Origin of the sequence: Treponema succinifaciens DSM 2489 (assembly GCF_000195275.1) — a bacterium.
GTDB classification, from domain to species: Bacteria; Spirochaetota; Spirochaetia; order Treponematales; family Treponemataceae; genus Treponema_D; species Treponema_D succinifaciens.
Window position 1 is genome coordinate 1664670 of sequence record NC_015385.1, and the last position, 20567, is coordinate 1685236.

Sequence of the window (20567 nt, forward strand, 5' to 3'; positions counted from 1 at the left end):
AAAAGCTTCAATTTAGAAATATAACGTCTTTCTAATATACAACAAAAAAAAGATTTTGAAAACGGCAAAAAGTAACTTTTAAGTGGATTTTTTGTTTCTTTCCTTATTCATGAAGCCAACCTGAGCATAAACAGCCGCAATAGCCCGTAAATAAGACGTAGGAATTATGTCGCCAACTTCTGTATCTGCATAAAGTCCGCGGGCAAGAGGACGATTTTCAATTATAGGAACGTCATTTTCAGCGGCGATTTTTTTCATTGTCTGCGCGGTATTGTCAGTTCCTTTTGCAGTAATCATAGGCGCATCCTGCTGCTCTTGCTTCCACTGAAGGGAAACTGCATAATGCGTAGGGTTTGTAATTACAACATCTGATTCACGCACAGCTTTCGGCATATTTTGTGAAAGCATTTCTTTTTGCGCGGATTCAAGCCTGCCTTTTACTTCCGGGTCGCCTTCGCTTTCCTTGAATTCCTCTTTTACTTCCTGCTTGGTCATTTTCATCTGCTCTTTAAATTCCCTGCGCTGCATTACATAATCGAACACGCCGATTACAATCAAAATAACAGCAGAAACCACAAGCAACTGGGCAACCATTCCAGAAACAGAACGCAAAGCCAAATCAATTCCGCCAGCCTTTAAAAATCCAAGAGTCTTGGCCAAATCCAGGCGGATAAGAAGAACTGCGACTGCAACAATAATAGCAACTTTTAAAACAGACTTTGCAATATTAAAAAGCCCCATCATAGAAAACAAAGTCTTTTTAAAGTACTCGCCGAATTTTGGAACAATTTTTGAAAACTTTGGCTCTATTGTTTTTGTTGTAAAAATAAAACCTCTGTTCTGGACTAAATTTATTATGACGCCAGCAAGAATTCCTGCAAGCGACAAAGGAAGCACAATCGGAAGAAGATTCCGTAAAAAAATATAGTAAAACCTTGCATCATCAATTTTCTGGGCAGTTACATTGTTAAAGTAAAAAATCATCATTTCGCAGATTTTTTTATAGAACCAAGGAGCCAGCAAAATAAGAACTGCGACAACAAAAAGAAAAACAACAGTTCCATTCAGTTCCTGGCTTTTTGCAATGCGGCCTTCTTTTCTGGCTTTACGGAGTTTCTGTTCCGAGGCTTCTTCTGTTTTGCCTTCATCTTCTGCGGCGAACCACTGCAAATCCATCACTGCCCGCCTCCTTTAAGCCCGATAAGAAGCTTTTCAATTTCAAAAAGTCCGCCTTTAAAGCAGCCTTCAAAAAATTCAATGAACTGCGGCACAAGAACAAAAATTAAAAAGTATGCAGTCAGCATAAGAACAGGAAATCCTTCCGAAAGCAAATTCATCTGCGGAGCCGCCTTTGAAAGAATTCCGACTGTAACATTTATTAAAAAAAGAGACGCCATAACCGGCAGCGCAATAATCAGCGCATCCTTAAAAAGCAATGTAAGCGACTTCATCATAAATTCCGCAAAAAAACGAGAATTGTCCACTATTGAGATTGCGCTTATAACCTTAAAGCTTTCAGACATTCCCTTCAAAAGCAACATTTGAAGCCAGTTGTTCTGCAAAAAAACAAGCATCGCCATAAAGTTAAAAAACTGTCCCATAAGCGGATTTTCAACTTGGCTAAGTGAATCGTAAACTTCGCTCGCGCTAAGTCCCATCTGGAACGCAAAAAACTGTCCGGCTGTACTGAACGAAGCAAAAATAATCTGCACAAAAAAACCAAGGATTATTCCAATCATCGCTTCTCCGGCAAGCAGGAGAATATATTCAAGCGAAAAATTTCCTTCAGGTGAAATATAGTTTTTATATGAAGAAAAAATTCCGTCAGCCAAAGAAATCTGCGGAAAAATAAAAAATGCCATGTAGCCTGCAAGCGCAATTTTTGCAGTTCTGGGAACAGTTCTTGAAGAAAAAAGCGGAAGCGTCATTATCGTGGCAAAGCATCTTACCGCAACAAAGAGAAAAACAGGCGCGTCAGAAACAATCCGCTCAAGCATTCTATCTTGCCATAGCCGGAATCAAGTCAAGAATTCCGCGGAAATACTGAGCCAAAGAATTAAACATAAATCCGCCAAGCAAAGCAATTACAAAAAGAATCGTAAGGAACTTTGGCAAGAAAGTAAGAGTCTGCTCTTGAATTGAAGTTGTAGCCTGAAAAATCGCAACGATAAGTCCCACTAAAAGAGCCGCGCCAAGAATAGGAGCGCACATAAGAAAAACCTGCAAAATTCCACCGCGAACTAAATTATTGATAAGATTCAACGACATAATTTCCTCCCATTCAAAAGCCGGATATCAATTTTTTTTAGCGCAATACACTCACAAAAAGCTGCTGAGTCAAAAGATGCCAGCCGTCGACAAGAACAAAAAGCATCAGCTTGAACGGCATGGAAATTTGCACAGGCGGAAGCATCATCATTCCCATGCTCATAAGAATACTTGCAACAACCATGTCAATTACGATAAACGGAATATATAGAAGAATTCCTATTTTAAATGCGACTGTAAGTTCATGCAGAATATAAGCCGGAATCAAAACATAAGTCGGAACATCGGAAGCATTAGCCGGACGCCCAAGACCTGCCATTGTCATAAAAGTCCTGATGCTGTTTTTATCATTTCCCATCTGACGGAACATAAAAATTCTTATAGGCGACTCTGCCTTTTCAATAGCTTCTGTCAAAGTAATTTCATTATTTGAAAGTGGTTGAAAAGAATCAGTATAAATCTGCCTGAATGTTGGCCACATACAGAAAAGTGTCATAAAAATTGCAATTCCATTTAGAACTGCGGTCGGCGGAACTTGCTGCAAAGAAAGCGCTCTTTTTATGAAGTCAAGGACAATCGAAAAACGCAAAAAACAAGTCATTAAAATAAAAATGCTCGGTGCAAGAGTTAAAAGAGTAAGTAAAAGCAAAAGCTGCACACTGAACGCAACTTCATTTCCAGAGCGAGGAGCCGTAGCAGAAAAACTCAAATTCGGAAAATCCAAACCAGTTATTCTGCGGCTCATTTCCGTAGTCCCGCTTGAAGAACCTTCTGGAAAATTATTTTGACTTTGCGATGACAATGGAAAAAAACAGCAAGCGCAAACTAAAAGCGCAACAGCAAATTTAAAAAAATGTTTTTTCAGCAAGAAAAGGCTTTTCATTTTTCTTCTCCGCCAACCATTTTGTCTTTCAAGGAATTTATAAGATTCATCGTGTCTTTGTCATAAGCTGATTTTTTTGCAGCCGGAATATTTTCCTTGGATTCCTCTTTTTTCCCCGACATAAAAAGCTGAAGGATTTCTTCAAATGAACGCGGCTTTTTTGCGTTGCTGTTCATGTCGGCATAGCGGTTCATCGCGTCAATGAGATCTTTGTCGTTGATTTCTTTTATAAGCGAAATGGAATTATCTGAAACTCCAAGAATGAAAGCCTTGTTCCAAAGACTTACAATTTGAACGGATTTTCCTTCGCCAAGACTTATAAACGAAACTTTGCGTAAAAAAACATCGTCCTCCAAAGCCGGCTCAACGCCCATAGATTTGCGCATAAATTTAAACAAAAAGTAAATCGCTGCAATTATGATTCCCAAAACAAGAATCATGCGCACAAAAATTCCAATTCCACCAAAAGAGCCTGAAGAACTAAAAGCATTTTCGCCTGAAGCTCCAGAGTCAGAATTTTCTGAAAAGTCTAATGAAATCTGAGAATTTTCAATTTGTGCGGAAGTAAGATTTTCTGAAGGCGCAGAAGACTGCTGGGCAAAAGAAAGACCGGCGCATAAAACCAGCAATGCCGCTAAAATTTTTATTTTTGAGTAATTCATTTTCCCACCCAAAGCAACAGGCCATTTGCGTTATCCCCACCGCATTTCAAGCCTGCCGCTTTTATATTTGACGAAGCTTTTAAACTTCAATGAAATTCAAAAGCTCATTGCAAATTTATTTTTACATAGATGAAGCCACGTGTTCAAGAGCCGGAAGAATTTCTGTAACACGAACACCGAAGTTTTCATCAATAACTACAACCTCACCCTTGGCAATAGGCTTATGGTTTACCAAAATATCAACAGGCTCACCGGCAAGCTTGTCAAGTTCGATGATTGTTCCTTCGCCAAGTCCTAGAATATCCTTGATTGTTTTCTTGGTGCGGCCAAGTTCGACCGTCATTTCCATGAAAACATCCATAATCAAGTTGATATTTCCCTGCTCGCCGCCACCTACAGACTGCGTAAAATTCGGAAAGTGCAATGACTGAACATTCGGAGGAGTCTGCATCTGCACTCCGCCCATCATTGAAGCGTTAGGCTGCATTTGCTGCATTCCCATCATATTGCCGCCCATTTGCATACCTCCCATCATAGCAGGATTAGGCTGCATCTGCTGCATTCCCATCATATTGCCGCCCATCATTGGCTGCTGAGTAAATCCTGCGGAAGGAGAAGACATCTGCGGAGCTCCACCCATAGCAGAAGCATTTTCCATTCCAGAATTTGCAGAAGACGCTGGCTGTGAAGCAGGCTTTGAACCTCCGCCAAGAGCACGCGCCATTCCGTCAGCAGCAGAACCGCTTACAGCTTCCCACAAGGTAAACTGCTCGCCGTCAACAGTAACAGGATATGTAAAGCAAGCAAAAGTTCCTTGCGGCATACGAATCATTGCCTTTGGCTCTTTTACAGCTTCCGGAGGATTTGTAGCAAGTCCCGGAAGTTTTCCACCTTTGCTAAGCTCTGTTATTTCCGCGCCTGAATGAGATGAAACTACTTCTGAAATTACAGAAAGCCCCATGTCATCAAGAGCAGGATTTTCCTCTTTGTTTATATAACCAACAAGCTTTGTAGCAAATTCCGGAGACATAAGGAAAAGATGGTCGCCGCTCAGCCCTGAAGAGAAGTCCGCCATTACGGCTACAACTTCTTCCGGAAGCCTTGCAAGCAACTGATCCCGCCCAATCGCCTCGACAGTAGGGGAACCAGGAACAGTGTCTTTTTCGGTCATATTTTTAATGACTTCAGCAAGCTTGTCTTTTATAGTTCCAGAGAAATTCTGCAATGTCGGAACATCAATGTCAACCTCCGGAGCAGAATTAAACGAGCCACCTGAACCAAGTCCGCCGACATCTACGCCGGACAGCAATGCATCGATTTCTTCCTGTGATATAGATCCTTCACTCATAGGTTATCGTCTCCTTCTGGTGTTAATTCTTCAAAATTTTCAGTTTCCTGCTCATCGATTTTTTCAATAATCTGAACGGCAACCTTTTTCCCGACAACGCCAGGCTGACAGTAGAATTTCTTCTTGCTGCCCACACTTAATGTAAGCGGTTCTCCAACCTTTATAGTGTTAAGCCTTATAACATCGCCTGTTCTAAGGCTTAGAACATCTCTAATAGGAACATTTATTGAACCGATGTCCGCAACAAGCTCCATCTCAACATCTGCAAGCTTTTCCTTGAGAGTTCCAAGATACTGAGTTGTGGAGCTTCTTCTAACTGAGCTGAACCAGAAAGAAGACGAAAGTTTTGAAACAATCGGCTCAATCGTTATATAAGGAATACAGATATTCATCATACCTGCTTCCTCTCCTATTTTTATTTCCAAAGTAACAAGAATGACCATTTCGCTCGGAGGAACAATCTGAGCAAACTGCGGATTTGTTTCAATCTGCTGAAGACGCGGACGCAAATCTATAACCTGAGTCCAAGCTTCTCTCATGTTCGCCAAAATGCGGACAATAATTCCTTCCATAACAGACTGCTCAATATCTGTAAGGTCGCGATTTACTTTTCCGCCTGTATCTCCAGAGCCGCCGAAAAGACGGTCAATTATTATAAAAGTAATTTCAGGAGCAATCTCAAGAACTGCGTTCCCTTTTAAAGGATCCATGTTTATTACAGCTAAAGTTGTAGGCGTTGGAATAGAGCGAATGAATTCCTCGTAAGTCAGCTGGTCTACTGAAGCAACATGAACATGGACCAAAGTACGCAGCTGGGCAGAAAGGCTTGTTGTTGTAAGACGCGCAAAAGTTTCGTGCATATTGGAAACCGTGCGAATCTGCTCCTTTGAAAATTTATCAGGGCGGCGGAAGTCGTAGATTTTTATACGCCTGGTATCGGTAACCGGCTTAAATTCATCTGCTTCGCTTTCGCCAGTGCTTATTGCCTGAAGGAGCTGGTCAATTTCATCCTGTGACAGAACTTCATTCATGTCTCATTCCACCTTTTTTCAGCTTACTGCTGAACAACATCCTTTCCTGTAAAACGAACATCGCGTATTCTGGAGTTGCTTAAAATATCATCGTTTATCTGGTCGCGGATCTGCTGTCTTAGAACTTCCTCATTCTGCGGACGCAAATCTTCAACAGTCTGCTCTGAAAAAAATCTTCTCAAAAAGTCAATGATTTCAATACGGCGCTCTGTGATTTCAGTTGAAGCCGCCTTGTCCTCCTTTTTGTAGCCAAGCGCAATTGTAACGCTTACACTCGCTGGAACAGGATCGCTTGTCGATGTGCGGATCTGATCCAAAGAAGTGTACCAGTCATAGGATTCTCTTTTTACAGTATATTCCTCGCTGATTGGAATTGACTGCGAAGGTGTTTTTCCGCCTTTATTTAAAATAGCAGTTGTAACAACTACGATAGTAACAATGAAAATTACAGCAGCAACACCAATCAAAATAAATTTCAAAAGCTGAGGAAACGCGCCTTTTATTCCGCTCTTTTTTCCTGTTGAAACTTCAGCTCCGATGTCATCGCCCAAGTCGTCTGCATTGCTTTCGTCTGCCATAAAGTCCTCCCGGATTTTAAAATCTTCTCGTTATTTATATCGGAATTTTTAAATTTTATCTTAGAAGAAATTGAAAAATAAGCATTTCCGCTAAAAATGTCCGTCATCAAGAACAATCACATCCACACGTCGGTTGTACGCGCGGCCTTCCGCAGTGTCATTGCTAAGCTTAGGACGGGTATCCGCATATCCCGCAATAGAAAACTGCTGCTCATCTACGCCAAAATCCGCAAGATAATGCAGAACATTTGCCGCCCGAGCCGCAGAAAATTCCCAGTTGCTCGGATAAATGCTTGAAGCAGGAACAGGTCTGTTGTCCGTGTGGCCTTCAATGCGCCATCTTCTGCCTGCAACTTCCGGGGAAGCAAAAAATTTTGCAAGATTAATCAAAGTTCCCCTAGCCTCTTCAATGTTAAGCTCCGCGCTGCCTTCCTCAAAAAAAGTATCGGATGCAAGTGAAATTACAAGTCCGCGTTCATCGCTGGTTATTGTTATTTTGTTTGATTTTACTTCCGGCGCAAAACTAGAAATCGCCTTTTTCATTGCAGGACCTAAAGCTCGGCCTTTTTCTATAGAAGGAAGAGAGCTTACAACGTTTCCCAAGTTGGCAAGACTACCTGGACTTACCGAAATTCCGCCGCCAGGATTATTGTTTGAAAGCGAAGCCTGCAAAGCCGCCATTTGAACCGCATCTGATTCAGACGGGTCGTAAAGCATAACGAAAAAGCAGAGCATGAGAGTAATCATGTCTCCGTAAGTGCCCATCCAGGCGGTTGACGGTTTTGCTGGTTCTTTTTTTTCTCTTTTTGCCATTGAAAAACTCCCCAAGCCTAGTCTTTCAGAATGTCGGACTCAATTGCCTTGCGGGATTTTGGATCCAAATATGTAAGAAGCTTTTGGCCAAGAATACGCGGGTTGTCTCCTGCCTGAATTGAAAGAATTCCTTCCAGAACCATTTCCTTTACATTCATTTCGTTTCCATTCTGCATAATGAGCTTCTGAGCTAAAGGTCCGAAAAGCCAGTTCGCAAGCATGGAACCATACAAAGTTGTAATAAGAGCAACCGCCATGTTAGGACCAAGGGCGCTTTTGTCTTCAAGGTTTCTTAACATACCAATAAGACCGATAACGGTTCCCATCATTCCGTAACCAGGAGCAAAACCTGCCCATTGAATAACAACGTTAATCCAGGACATATGGCGGCTTTCTGCCTGAGCCATTTCATTTTCAAGAATAGAGCGGATTGCACTTCCGTCATTTCCGTCTACCATAAGACGCAAGCCTTCTTTTAGGAACGGATCATCAAGGTCGTCAAGTCCTTCTTCAAGAGCAAGAATTCCTTCACGGCGGGCTTTTTCACTAAGGGCAACCATGTTCTGAACTGTTGTTTTTTCTCCGTAGTCATAAGTTTTAAAAGCCCTTCCCATAATGCCAAAAAGACCAATAATCTGATTCATAGGGGCGCAAATCCACAAAGAAAAATAAGATCCGCCAATAGTTACGAAAATTGATGGAATATCTATAATACCCATAATGGATCCGCCGGACGTAAAAACACCAACTGCCATCATTGCAAGTCCGCCAAAGAATCCTATCAGAGTAGCCAAATCCATTTTTTCCTCCCGCTAACGCAAGAATCAAAGTTCCTGCATACCTATTTTTTTTCTATATATAACAATTCGTTCTATGATTTCTTCCGGAGATTCTTTTACAACAATTTTTTTGCCTGAAAGAAGAGCAAGCGTAACATCAGGATTTTGTTCCATAGACTCAATCTGGTGCGGATTGACCCAGTATTTTTTTCCGTTCAGACGCGTTACTTCAATCATAATATACTATAATGAACTGTAAAATGTTAATCGTCAAGTATTTTAGACTATTTTTACCGTAAAAACAAGAGAAAGCAGAATTTTTAAACCAGCACAAACTGTCAGAACTGAAAAACCTGCTAAAGGACTTTGCTTCCGTTCGCCATGAGTTTAAAACGGCAGTCAAAGAATTCCGCAGCTTTTCTGCACATGAGCATTCGTCCTAAAAAAATATCAAAGTAATCGCACATTGTGCAAATATTCTCGTCAATCTGAAGATTCAGGGAAATCTGGCCTTTTTCGCGGTTTATCCTTAAAGTCGAATTTTCAACTGCAAAATTAACGCGGTCGTGTATATCGAATGCGGACTTTTCCTTTGTTCTTACGCGGTTTCGCCTTACATCTGTTTTATCTGCGATTATAAGGGCTGCGGAAACCTTGTCGAATGCTCCTCCAGTTGACTCGTCATGGTTTGCAATGCACGAAACAATTTCAATTCTATCATCGCAAGAAAAATCAAGCTTGCCAAGTATTTCATTTGCAAGAAGTCCGCCGTATTCAGCATGATGTTTTCTGTTAAGGGCATTTCCAATGTCGTGCATATATCCTGCTATTTTTGCAAGCCCGATTCTTTCTTTTGTTTCTCCGAATTCCTGCAAAATAAAGCCTGCACGTTCAGAAACCAAGGCGCAATGTCCCGGTCCATGGTCTGTAAAACCAAGATTTCCCAAGATTTCATTTCCTTTGTTCAAAAACGCATTTATTTCTGTATTCTTTTTTTTCTCTTCAACTGTCATATTATATATTTATTATAGAAAACATTTGTTAAAAAAGCATTAAATCAGGAAGCATTCCTTCAAAAAATAATAATAATCTGTTAGAGGCGCGCAAAAATTCTTGAACTTCCTAGTGAATAATTGTAAATTTCAGCCATGAAAACAAAAATCCTTGTAATTGAAGATGTTCCAGAAATGGCAGAGCTGATTTGTATGTACTTGAACAATGCGGATTTTGAATCGCTGGCATTTGATACAGCAGAAAAAGCTCTTGAAAAACTAAGTGCAGGATATTCGCCTGCTCTGGTGATTTTGGATTTAAATCTTCCTGGAATGAGCGGATTTGATTTTTTAAAGACTTTCAGAAAAAACTACAAAGCCACAATTCCTGTTATCATAGTTTCTGCGAGGGATGCTGATGAAGATATAATAGAAGGACTTGGATTTGGCGCGGACGAATTTGTAACAAAGCCATTCAGCCCGAAAGTTCTAGTTGCAAGAGTTCAGTCCAAGCTCGCACGGCTTTGCGCAACAGAAGCTTCCGTGGAAGAAACAATAAACTTCGGTCCCTACACTCTTTACTGCAACAGCTGCATCCTAAAAAAAAGAACTGAAAAAATTCCGCTTTCTACAAAAGAATATGAAGTTCTTGAATATCTTGTAAAAAACAACAACAAGCCAGCAACGCCGGAACAAGTTTTCAATGCGGTATGGAAAACTCCGTTCGGAGACATGACGGCGGTTGGAGTTTATGTTCAAAGGCTAAGAAGAAAAATCGAGGAAGATCCTGCAAATCCAAAGTACATAAAGACAATTTTCGGACTTGGCTACCAGTTCAGCATGGAAAGCAATGAATGAAAATTAAAAATCAAATTTCGCTTTTAATCACGGGAATTATAATACTTCCAACTTTGTGCATGATTTTTTTTCCGATTTACACATATTACAGTTCCCCGCGAAGATTTTTGATGAAAGGCTACAAGGAAATCAGAAAAATAAACGAGGCGAATTTTTCTGAAAGCGACTGGAACCAGATTCAAAACTATATTGAAAAAATTCCGCCTGAAGTCCAGATTCTAGTTTTCTACAACTCAAAAATTATTCTTTCTACAATTCCAGAATTAAAGACAGGAAGCACGCACAATCCAAAGGAACTTTTTGATTTTGTACAGACAACAAATTCCGCTTACGACTATCAGTTTCAATCTTTTTTTCTTGAAGACCAGCAAAAAGAAACGCGTGGCGGAAGCCATAAAAACAAAGGCCTGATTATAAGCAGATTCGATGCAAAAGGAAAAAGCTCGCTGAAAAGAATTCCAAAATTCATGATGCACATTTTTTTTGTTGTACTTGTTTTTGAAACATTGTCAATCACGGTGATTATTTTAATTGCAAAGTCAGTTTCAAATTCAATAGAAATAATTCAAAAGGCAACTCAAAAAATCGCAAATGGAGAACTTGACACAAAGCTTGAAATTTCAGGCAGAAGAAACTCAAATGAAATTTTGCAGCTAACGGAAGACTTGGAGCGCATGAGAAAAGCATTAAAGGAAAATCTTGAACGCCGCTCGCGCTTTATAATGGGAATAAGCCACGACTTGAGAACACCGGTCGCGCTGATAAAAGGATATTCAGAAGCGGTTTCAGACGGAATTGTAAACAGCATTGACGACATAAAAAAATCGATTTCAATAATAAATACAAAAGCCGGTCTGCTTGAGTCAATGATAAATGATTTAATCAACTACATAAAAATAGACAACACAGAATGGAAAAAAACTCTAAGACCTGTTGAACTGAAATCATTTTTAAAGGACTTTGCCACAAACATGGAAGGCGCCGCAGAATTGTACAAGCGGAAAATTTCAAGTTCAATAGAAATTGAAGAACAGCAAGTTCTTATGGACAAAAATCTTTTTACACGCGCTTTGGAAAATATCTACGGAAATGCTTTGCGCTACACAAATGACGGAGACTCAATTTCACTTGAAGCAAAAAAGAATCCACTTGGGAAAACAGAAATTTCAATAAGCGACACTGGAGTTGGAATTCCAGAAGAAGATTTGGAAAAGGTTTTTGAGCTATTCTTCCGCGCGTCAAATTCCCGGCGTGAAAATGGAATGGGAATAGGACTTTCTGTAGTCAAGTCAATTATAGACAGCCACGGCTGGAACATAAATGTAAAATCCAAGCCGAACCAAGGAACAACATTTACAATAACACTGAACTAAGAAAGCTTGAGATTATTTGCTTTATTTTTTCTTTGTCATCAGCATCAACAATGCAAGCTTCAGGAATTCCGCGCATAAAGGTGTACTGTTTTTTTGCATAACGATGGCTGTTGAATTTTATTTTTTCTTTTATCTGCTCCAAGGAAAGACCTTCAATAAAAAATTCGCTGTAGCCAATGGCTTTCATTGCAGGAGAATCTTTTGTAAGCCCTGATTTTTTTAACACTTCAACTTCATGCGCAAGTCCTGCTTCAAACATTTTTTCCACACGCAAATCAATGCGCTTGTAAAGCTCCTCTCTGCTGCGATTTAAAATCAGCGTGCAAAATTTATACTGCTTTCTAAGTTCGCAAGGAAGGCTGAATGAGCTTAAAGGTTTTCCGCATGAATAAAAAATTTCAAGGGCGCGGCAAATTCTATATTCGTCATTTATATTTATTTTTTTTGCGCTAATAGGATCTACAATTTTCAACTCGGCATACAGATTTTCTTTTCCTAAATCGGCAAGTTTTTGTTTTATCTGCTCTCTGATTTCCGGGCGGCTTTCTGGAGTTGACGGCGAGCCTAGCAAAAAATTTCTTATATAAAAACCAGTTCCGCCAATCACCAAAGGAATTTTTTTTCTTCTCCAGATTTGAGCGCACAAAGAATCCGCGGACTCAAGAAATTTTCCAAGCCCGAACTGTTCCTGCGGACTAGCAACATCAATAAGGTGAAAAGGAATTTCCTGCTGTTCTTCTTTTGTAGGCTTGGCAGTTCCAATATCAAGACCTTTGTAAACGGCCTGGCTGTCTGCGCTTATAACTTCGGCTTTTCCTTTAAAAACAAAAGAACTGCTTTTACCGAACAAGTCTTCAGCCAAAGCAGTTTTTCCGCAAGCAGTTGGTGCAAAAACAACAATTACTGGAATCAATTTTCAATCAATGCAAAAAGCAAAACTAGCGCGCAGGAGCTTCAATAGCGTATTTAACTTCACCAGAAAAAAGCTGACGGGCTGCAAGACTTACAACTTTTCCGTCATTGTCTTCTACAAGCTCAGAAACAGAAGGATCTTCTATCATGGCAAGTTTTGCAAGCTGATATGCGCGGCGGCTAGCAGCAACAGTAATGGCGTACATTCCGCCTTTAAATTTAGTAAGTTCTTCAAGTGGAAAAATCATAGTTTACCCCTCACAAAAAGTGGATTAATTATATCAGAAAATGCAGGGATAGTCAAACAAATACAGTTTCTTAAATAATTTCAACATTTTCAATATTTTTTTATAGCGGCAATTATATAAAAAAAGCCGGGCAGACGAGGGTTCATCTGTCCAGCTAAGATTGGGTTATGAATTAGAGGTTCTAAAGAAATTACTTTCTAAAGATTCCTAGTTCAACTAAATTAGCGTTTCAAGCCTAAAACAGTCTCAAGCATTGAATCTCCAGTTTGAATTGTCTTTGCGTTCGATTCAAATCCGCGCTGAGTTACAATCATGTCTGTGAGCTGCTCTGTAAGGTCAACGTTTGACATTTCCAATGTTCCAGAAAGCATACTTCCCTTTCCTTGTGTTCCGCTTTCGCCGATGTTAGCCATTCCAGAGTTGATTGATTCCGCGTAAGTGTTGTCTCCTTTCTTTTCAAGACCGCCCTGGTTTGTAAAGCTTGCCATTGCGACCTGTCCGATTGTGCGTACAGAACCATTTGAATAAACGCCTGTGATTATTCCAGACTGATCAATCTTAAAATTGTCAAGATAGCCGAGTTTGTAGCCATCCTGATAATTTGCCTTTGTTGTAGATTTTGAGGCGGCCTGAGTAATTGTGTTTTCCATTGAACCGATTGTTCCAAGGTTCAAGTTGAAAGTCTGGCGGTATGGATTTCCGTTTGCATCAGCATTTGAATCAGCAACAGCATAAGAAGCCTGAAGAACAATTTCGCCCTGAGGATTAGACTGATTTCCTGCGCTGTCAACTACAGACTGAAGTTTTCCTGTGTTATCAAAATTCAAAGTGTAAGTATTTTGCACACCGTCTGTTGTTCCAAAGCCGATTCTTGTCTGAGTAAAGTCAGCGTTGTCCGGATCAACATTTACAGTAACTGTCCACTGGTTTGGATTTCCAGGAACTTTTGCAAAATTCATCTGAACCTGATGAGCATTTCCATAAGTATCGTAAATATCAATTTCTGTCTGCCAAGTTCCTTCAATAACCTGATCCGCAGTCGGATTGTCAGGTATTTCTGGTGTGTTCTTGTTAAGGTTGCAGAAATATCTTACATTTTCTGTTGCTTTAGGCGGGTCTTTCTGGCCAACTGGAATCACCAAATCTGTAGGAGTTGCGGAAGTGCGCACAACCTGACGTCCGTTTACATCTTCTGCCATCCATCCCTGAACACGAAGTCCGTTAGCAGGATTCACAAGGGTTCCGTTTGAGTCTGTTCCAAAAACACCTGCGCGTGAATAGAAAGTTTCATCTCCGTTTTTAAGAACAAAGAATCCGTTTCCCTGAATCGCAAGGTCAGTTGTGTTTCCTGTTGTCTGAAGGTTTCCCTGTGTAAATATTGTGTCGATTGTAGCAACACTCATTCCAAGTCCAACTTCCTTAGGATTTACACCGCCCACTTCTTCTGTAGGACGCGCGGCACCGTTAATCTGCTGGCTTATCATGTCTTGAAAAGTAGCACGGCCTTTTTTAAATCCGTAAGTGTTTACATTGGAAATGTTGTTTCCAATTACATCCATTCTTGTCTGGTGATTCTGCAAGCCCGAAACGCCTGCATAAAGTGATCTCATCATAAATTTACCCTCTTATGATTTTTTATAGAGTTCCCCAACCTGAACTCATTCTCCGTAAACTGCGGAGATTTGTTTCATGTCATAATACATATTATTTACACGCACCTGCGGATTTGCTCCGTAAGTTACGGCTTCAACAACTCCAGTCGTCTTTGTGTCGCCAAGCGTAATGTCAACAGTTTTTCCGATTGTTCCTACAGCCTGTGAAGAAACAAGCATCGAATTCATCTTTGCAAATTCCTGATTCATATTTGTCATCTGCTCAAGAGAACTGAACTGAGCCATCTGCGCAATGAACTCTGTATTTTCCATAGGAGAAGTAGGATCCTGATTTGAAAGCTGAGTAATCAAAAGCTTAAGGAAATCATCCTTTCCCAAGTCGCGCTGAACTTTTCTTCCTTCAATTGTAATTGACTTGTTGAAAGAATCTACCTGCATATTCAGCTTCGCCATTTCCTGATCGCTAAGTCTTGTATTCAACTGAATTCCGTCCATACATTTCTCCGTATACTAAAATTATGCAACAACGCTGATTTTTCTGTCAGAATCCGCGCTATATGCAGCCTGTGAAGAAGCCGCTCCTGAAATTTCAGCGGAAGACGCATAATCACCGTAAACTTTGTTAGAAAAGAACTGTTCGCTACTCTGCTGCCGTTCGCCCTGCGCAAATGAGCCGGAAGAAGTGTCGGCATAGCTAAGACTTAAATTTGCATTTTCAAATCCGCTGTTTTGAAAAGCCTGCTTTAAGGTCTCCAGGTTTTGTTTAAAAGCATCGAAAGCTTCTTTGCTGTTTACAGTAATCTGCCCTGTAATCACATTATCGGAAAGATGAAGATTTATTTTAACATTTCCTAAATTTTCTGGCTTTAAAATCATGTTTATTGAACCGGAATTGTTGTCCTGCAAAACAATGTTTCCAGCGCGGACAAAATCAGGCGCATTAAACTGAATCTGCTGGGAAAGCATCTGCTGGAACGTAGAGCCGGAAGCTCCCGCGGTTTGGTTGTTTGAAGAAAGAATGTTCTGCTTTGCAGTTTCAGAAAGTGAAAGCGAAAGATTCAAACTGTTGTCCTGCTCTGAATAATCAGACTTCATTTCAGATTTAAAGTCAGCGATTTTCTGCTCAACGGAACGCTCGTCTGTAACTGTAAAAATATTTTCAAAAAGTGACGGAACTTCTTTTGCGCCTTTTCCATCGGAAGAAGAAAGTTCAAGCTTGAAAAAATCCGGTTTCTTTTCGCCAGATTCTAAAGAAATTCCAAGCTGAGAAAGTTCCGTGGAATTTTGCAAGACCGCAGTTTCATCTGGACTAGACTGCAAAGATACAAGGGACAACTTTTCATCAGAAGAAGAAAAATGCCCGGCAGGTTTTATGTTTTCCAAGAATTTCCCAGGCTCGTCAACTGAAAGATTCTGCGCCGCCTGCAAATTCTGCATTTCCTTCAACGAAAGAAAGAAATTGTTTTCTGCAGAAAAATCATCTGTTTTGTTTTCCAAAGAAAAATCTTCAGAACGCAAAAACGCAAGCTGCTCGCTAGAAGGCAAAATTTCAGAATCAGAAGAAAGTTCAGTTTGAAAATCTAAATTAACGGAAGATTCTGACTGAACAGAAGGTTCTTGAACAACCGCAAACGAAGCAAAAACAGCCGAAGAAGAATTTTGAACTTCTGTGCTAGGTTTTTCTTCTACGGAATTTGCATCCGGCTCATCAGAATCATTTGAAACTTTTTGAACTTTTTCTTTGGAAGGAGAATTGTCTGCCAGATCTTTTTTTGAAGCGGATTCCACCATTTCTTTAAATGACGGTTCTTTAGCTTCAGATTTTGCAGTTGGAATTTTCTTTACAGAAACATCGCGTTCCTGCTGTGGATTTACAATCTGTAAACTTAATGCCTGCATGGGCAACCTCCGGATTTTATAAACACCGGCGCGCCGCATTAACAGGCAATTTTTCTAATTTATTGAAAGCGGTTTGTTTGCCATTTTACGTGAAATTTCAGCAGCACGATCACTAGGCATTAACGAAAGCCAATATGCGACTGTAGAAGATTCACCAGAGGCGGCAGCAATCTCATCGGCGCGGCGCAGAACATCAATTACGTCCTGATCGTCCATTTCAATAAGAATTCCAACTGCGCTTTTTGGCGGCATACCGTTCAAATTAGCAACAATTTGCTCGATGTTTACACTTCTATCATCGTACTTTTTTACTAAATTATTAAATGTTTTTTCACGTTCAGCCTGAGTTTTTTCTTTATCTTCAAGCTCCTGAGCAATCTGAGCATTCGCATCCTCGCGCTCTTTTACTTCAGATTCTCTTTTTGCAAGCTCCTGCGAACGAATATCAAGCGCCTCAAGTCTTTTTGCAAAACGGTCATTGTCAAGGTCAGCCTCAACAAGCTCTTTTGAAGATGAAGCTGAAACAGAAGTCTGCGGAGAAAGCCCAGCTAATTTAAACAAAGGCGCAAAAGCTCTCTTAGCATGAATTATTCCCAGATAGTCAAACCAAAGAAGTCCGAACAAAACAAGAACTAAAATAAGAATGATGAGGAGAATTGATTTTCCTAAAACTTTAGCGTTTGACATATATTGCTCCAGTTGATTATCGGACTTTTTTTAGAAAAACCTAAGAAAAACCATGCAAAAAAGAAACAGAGGAAAACTTTAAAAGCTTTCCTCATAAATTTCATTAAAGAAGACCGCCAATCGCAGTGCCAAGAGTAATGTCGTTTTCACGGCTGATTACATCAAAGTAAAGTCCGCGTTCCTTTACAAGAATCTCTTCAAGATAACCAAGAACACGCTGGCGAACTTTATAAGTTTTAAAGAATGAAGTTCCGTTGCAAAGAATGCAGACAGGCTTATCGGCAGTTTTTCCTTCCCCGCTTTTTATTACGCAGGCAGACAAAATTGCGGCAGCCATTCTAGCGCAACGTTCTACAAGCGCATCAAGCAACTGAAACAAAACATCGTAGTCATCGTCCTTGGCGCATTCAGCCATAATTGAGCCAAGCTTTGAATTTGTTGAATATGGAGCATGAAGGAACGAATCCATTTCAATTTGAGTAAGAGAATCAAGCTGAGAAAGTTTTTCTGAAAGCTTTTCTGAAAAAAGATTTTCCTTGCCTGCTGCTGTAACAGCTTCAAAAGCAATCGGTCCCATGTATGCGCCTGAGCAAAGTTTTTCCATAATGCCGATTCCAGGCTTTTCACTTTTTTTGTCAAACGAAATATCAAAGTCACTTCTTGCAACCTTGTCGAATTTTCCAGACTCGCAGTTTATAATCTGTGTCTTTAAATTTTTGTATTCCGGGCTTGCAGTCTGAATGTATGCGGAATTCATTCCAGTTCCAAGAATAAATCCAACGTAAGAAGAATATTTCATTCCTTCATCCGGGTCGGCAGCTCCAGCAAGCAAGGCAGAAACCGTGTCGTTCAGCATTGAAACATGAAGCTTGTTTTTCCAGCCGTGTTCCTTCAATGCTTTTTCAAGTTCTTTTCCGATGTGGGAGCCTTCAACTTCAGGAGCTTTTACTTCTTTTGTAAAGTTAATAAGAACGCCGTCGCCATCTTCCTGAATGTCAACTGGATAAGAAAAGCAGAACCCAATGCTAGAAGACTTGTCTTTTAAATGCTCAAGGTTCGCCGAAATCTGGTCAAAAAATTCTTTTTTAGAAAGCTCGCGGTCAACACCAGGCATTCTTGTTTTTTCCATAAAATCAATTGAAGGATTTCCGTTTGAATCAAAAGTTACAAGGCAAGAGCGGAAATTTGTTCCGCCGGCATCAATTACAATAACACTTTTTCCAGCTGTAGCCTGAGATGGAGGATTCGCATAAGTTCTAATCATATCCTCGCCAGAAGGACGGCCGCTCAATCCTTCATTCATATCAAAAAGCATAGCTTCAACAATTGAATTAATGTCCTGATGGATGCTGAAATTGTGTCTGCCCAAAAAGGCCGCAACTTTTCGGTTCATAAACGAACTCCTTGTAAATTTGAAATTAAAAAGATTTCTAGCATTATAAATATAAAACCAATAATTATCAATCCAGGGCAAACACATTATAATTGTATTCAGCATAAAACTGGCTCCCAGGCACGGTTTCCTGGTTCAAAATCGCGCAATAATGCGCTACACTCTGATTGTTACAAAGTAACTATAGAATTGAGCGCTCATGCGGCCGCAACAATCAGAGTGTTTTTGCCCCCAGGAACCGTTTCTTCGCGCAAACTTTACTTAAATTATTTATAATGCGTTTGCCCTGATTATCAATCAATTTATGTATCCAAAATGGAAATTATCATATATAATTAGCGGAAGAAAATAAGGCTGTTGGTACAAAATTATGCACAAGGGGGACTCTATGAGATTTACAAAATCATACAAATTTAAGTTTATCGCATTCATATCATTTTTTATCATTCTCATTTCTGTTATTACAACAATGGTCGCAATCAACAATATAAAGTCAACTGCTTTTTCTGTTTTTTCTTCCCAGGGAGAATCTTTAGTAAAAAGAGCTTTATATAAAATCGACGCGGACAGATTTTCAGAGCTTGCTGAAACACTTGATGACTCTCATCCGTACTATAAAGAATTATATCAGGAACTTAGAATTATAAAATCACAGACTCAGTGCAAATTTCTTTACACAATGGTTCCAAGCGGAGGAAACAATTTTACATACATTGTAGACGGAAGCACAACACGCGTTGACATAGACAATTTTTCTCCAATAGGAACTGTTGAAGACTTATCTAGTTACGGTGAATATCCGCATATTGTATTGCAGGAAAAAGAAATCATTATATCAGATTTTAAAAAACAAAAAGACTGGGGATGGCTAATTACAGCTTATGCTCCGATTATAAAGGACAATAATGCAATTGGATTTGTTGCCTGCGATTTTGATGCTGTTGCAATTCTTAAACTTATAGAGCAAAGCCAGATTACAATGTCGATTTGCTGCCTTGCGCTTTTTATAATCTGCATAGGAATTTTATATCTATGGATTTCTTCATTTTTCAAGAAGCTTACAGCAGTTTCATCAAGAATGAACGAAATTGCCGGCGGAGAAAGCGACCTTACTGCCAGAGTTTTAGAGTCAGGTGAAAACGAACTTACAGAAATTTCAAGAGCTTGCAACAGAATAATTGAAAATCTTCAGAAAATGATTATTTCTGAGAAAACAGCCGTTTCAAAGTTAAGCGAAAATTCAAATGTGCTTTTAAACCAGACGCACGAAACAACAAGCTTAATTGAAACGGAAAGTCAATTAATAGAAGATATTTACTCAAAGGCAAAAGAGCAGACTGAAAAAACTCAGGAAGCAAACGGAACCATCGATGATGTTGTAACTTCCGTGATTGAGCTTGACGAAAAAGCAAAAAATCAGCACGTGGCGATTCAGAATTCCACAGATGCCGTTAGCCAGATTACAAAAAACATAGAAGAAATCAACAAAAAAATTTTTGGAATCAACAGTGAATACGAAAATATTGTTCAAAAATCCAATGACGGAAAGCAATGCCAGTCCGAAGTCACAAAGAAAATTGAAGCGATTCAGGAACTTGCGACTAAGCTTTTTGAAGCGAACAAAGTGATTTCCGAAATTTCTGCACAGACAAATTTGCTTGCCATGAACGCGGCAATTGAAGCGGCGCACGCAGGAGAAGCGGGAAAAGGATTCAGTGTAGTTGCAAACGAAATCAGAACACTTGCAACAAATTCCGCCTCCCAGACAAAATCGATAAAAGAACTTGTAGAAAACATTGAGTCGGCTGTAGAACAGATGGTTTCAGCTTCTACAAATTCTACAAAATCATTTGAAGCGCTGGAATCAAGCATAAAAAGCATGAATACTTCAATTCAAAGTGTATGCGAAAAAATTAATGAACAGAATTCAGAATCGAGCAAAATCAAAAGCATGATGCAAATTCTTCATGAAGATTCCAATGCTATTTCTGTTTCGTCCGGACAACTCAAAATAAAAAATTCGCTTCTTGAAGAGCAGGTTTCAATTCTTCAGGAAAAAGCCTCAGAAATTCTTGACGGCTCAAGCACCGCTTCTGAAAACCTTGAAAAGATGAAAAATTTTGCCGGAAAAGTAAATTCACATTCAGAAGAAAACCTTGAGCTTTCTGAATCTGTAAAGAAAATTGTTGACAGCTACAAAACTGAATAAAAAAAAGCTAGTAAAAAAAAG

Annotated in this window: 22 protein-coding genes; 3 read left to right on the forward strand and 19 right to left on the reverse strand. The window is 39.8% G+C overall.

Features of this window, described 5'->3' with window-relative positions:
• Positions 1-78: 78 nt before the first annotated feature.
• The 12 genes from flhB to TRESU_RS07925 form a co-directional block, all read right to left on the reverse strand.
• A complete protein-coding gene (gene flhB, locus TRESU_RS07870) occupies positions 79-1176 on the reverse strand; it encodes a flagellar biosynthesis protein FlhB (RefSeq protein WP_013701719.1) in 1098 nt (365 codons plus the stop codon).
• Entirely contained in the window at positions 1176-1997 is an 822-nt protein-coding gene (gene fliR, locus TRESU_RS07875) for a flagellar biosynthetic protein FliR (RefSeq protein ID WP_013701720.1), read from the reverse strand. The genes flhB and fliR overlap by 1 nt, the downstream gene beginning before the upstream one ends.
• A gap of 1 nt (position 1998) precedes the next feature.
• Positions 1999-2268, reverse strand: a complete 270-nt coding sequence (gene fliQ, locus TRESU_RS07880) for a flagellar biosynthesis protein FliQ (RefSeq protein WP_013701721.1) — start codon at positions 2266-2268, stop codon at positions 1999-2001.
• Positions 2269-2305: 37 nt separating this feature from the next.
• Entirely contained in the window at positions 2306-3151 is an 846-nt protein-coding gene (gene fliP / locus TRESU_RS07885; protein WP_013701722.1) for a flagellar type III secretion system pore protein FliP, read from the reverse strand.
• Positions 3148-3813 carry a FliO/MopB family protein gene (locus TRESU_RS07890; RefSeq protein WP_013701723.1) on the reverse strand — a complete coding sequence of 222 codons (666 nt, stop codon included), beginning with the start codon at positions 3811-3813 and terminating at the stop codon, positions 3148-3150. Before TRESU_RS07890 ends, fliP begins: the two co-directional genes overlap by 4 nt.
• 121 nt (positions 3814-3934) lie before the next feature.
• Positions 3935-5161: a flagellar motor switch protein FliN gene (gene fliN, locus TRESU_RS07895; RefSeq protein ID WP_013701724.1), complete on the reverse strand. Its 1227-nt coding sequence runs from the start codon at positions 5159-5161 to the stop codon at positions 3935-3937.
• Complete coding sequence (gene fliM, locus TRESU_RS07900; protein WP_013701725.1) at positions 5158-6192, reverse strand: flagellar motor switch protein FliM; 1035 nt, start codon at positions 6190-6192, stop codon at positions 5158-5160. Before fliM ends, fliN begins: the two co-directional genes overlap by 4 nt.
• A 23-nt stretch (positions 6193-6215) precedes the next feature.
• Positions 6216-6770, reverse strand: coding sequence for a flagellar basal body-associated FliL family protein (locus TRESU_RS07905; protein ID WP_013701726.1), 555 nt, complete (start codon positions 6768-6770; stop codon positions 6216-6218).
• Between the two features lie 90 nt (positions 6771-6860).
• Positions 6861-7583: a flagellar motor protein MotB gene (gene motB / locus TRESU_RS07910; protein ID WP_013701727.1), complete on the reverse strand. Its 723-nt coding sequence runs from the start codon at positions 7581-7583 to the stop codon at positions 6861-6863.
• Positions 7584-7600: 17 nt separating this feature from the next.
• Complete coding sequence (locus TRESU_RS07915) at positions 7601-8383, reverse strand: motility protein A (protein WP_013701728.1); 783 nt, start codon at positions 8381-8383, stop codon at positions 7601-7603.
• A 24-nt stretch (positions 8384-8407) separates the two neighbouring features.
• Positions 8408-8599, reverse strand: coding sequence for a flagellar FlbD family protein (locus TRESU_RS07920; protein ID WP_013701729.1), 192 nt, complete (start codon positions 8597-8599; stop codon positions 8408-8410).
• Between the two features lie 119 nt (positions 8600-8718).
• Complete coding sequence (locus TRESU_RS07925; RefSeq protein WP_013701730.1) at positions 8719-9375, reverse strand: HD domain-containing protein; 657 nt, start codon at positions 9373-9375, stop codon at positions 8719-8721.
• 135 nt (positions 9376-9510) lie between these two features.
• Between TRESU_RS07925 and TRESU_RS07930 the strand changes: the two genes are divergently transcribed.
• Together TRESU_RS07930 and TRESU_RS07935 are read left to right on the forward strand one after the other, a co-directional pair.
• On the forward strand, positions 9511-10212 hold the full coding sequence (locus TRESU_RS07930; protein ID WP_013701731.1) for a response regulator transcription factor: 702 nt from the start codon (positions 9511-9513) through the stop codon (positions 10210-10212).
• Positions 10209-11585: a HAMP domain-containing sensor histidine kinase gene (locus TRESU_RS07935; RefSeq protein WP_013701732.1), complete on the forward strand. Its 1377-nt coding sequence runs from the start codon at positions 10209-10211 to the stop codon at positions 11583-11585. The genes TRESU_RS07930 and TRESU_RS07935 overlap by 4 nt, the downstream gene beginning before the upstream one ends.
• Here TRESU_RS07935 and miaA read toward each other — a convergent pair.
• From miaA to TRESU_RS07970, 7 genes are all read right to left on the reverse strand, one after another.
• Positions 11566-12498, reverse strand: a complete 933-nt coding sequence (miaA, locus tag TRESU_RS07940; protein ID WP_013701733.1) for a tRNA (adenosine(37)-N6)-dimethylallyltransferase MiaA — start codon at positions 12496-12498, stop codon at positions 11566-11568. The genes TRESU_RS07935 and miaA overlap by 20 nt on opposite strands.
• A gap of 25 nt (positions 12499-12523) precedes the next feature.
• Positions 12524-12745 (reverse strand): DNA-directed RNA polymerase subunit omega, encoded by a 222-nt coding sequence (locus TRESU_RS07945; protein ID WP_013701734.1) that lies wholly within the window; start codon positions 12743-12745, stop codon positions 12524-12526.
• A 221-nt stretch (positions 12746-12966) separates the two neighbouring features.
• The gene (flgE, locus tag TRESU_RS07950; protein ID WP_013701735.1) at positions 12967-14358 is read right to left on the reverse strand and encodes a flagellar hook protein FlgE; all 1392 of its coding nucleotides are present in this window, start codon (positions 14356-14358) and stop codon (positions 12967-12969) included.
• 45 nt (positions 14359-14403) lie between these two features.
• Positions 14404-14853, reverse strand: coding sequence for a flagellar hook assembly protein FlgD (gene flgD / locus TRESU_RS07955; RefSeq protein WP_013701736.1), 450 nt, complete (start codon positions 14851-14853; stop codon positions 14404-14406).
• 21 nt (positions 14854-14874) lie between these two features.
• On the reverse strand, positions 14875-16257 hold the full coding sequence (locus TRESU_RS14275) for a flagellar hook-length control protein FliK (RefSeq protein WP_013701737.1): 1383 nt from the start codon (positions 16255-16257) through the stop codon (positions 14875-14877).
• Positions 16258-16311: 54 nt separating this feature from the next.
• Positions 16312-16944 (reverse strand): periplasmic-type flagellar collar protein FlbB, encoded by a 633-nt coding sequence (locus tag TRESU_RS07965; RefSeq protein ID WP_013701738.1) that lies wholly within the window; start codon positions 16942-16944, stop codon positions 16312-16314.
• 103 nt (positions 16945-17047) lie between these two features.
• A complete protein-coding gene (locus TRESU_RS07970; RefSeq protein ID WP_013701739.1) occupies positions 17048-18337 on the reverse strand; it encodes a hexokinase family protein in 1290 nt (429 codons plus the stop codon).
• Between the two features lie 388 nt (positions 18338-18725).
• Between TRESU_RS07970 and TRESU_RS07975 the strand changes: the two genes are divergently transcribed.
• Positions 18726-20546 carry a methyl-accepting chemotaxis protein gene (locus TRESU_RS07975; RefSeq protein ID WP_013701740.1) on the forward strand — a complete coding sequence of 607 codons (1821 nt, stop codon included), beginning with the start codon at positions 18726-18728 and terminating at the stop codon, positions 20544-20546.
• Positions 20547-20567: the final 21 nt, after the last annotated feature.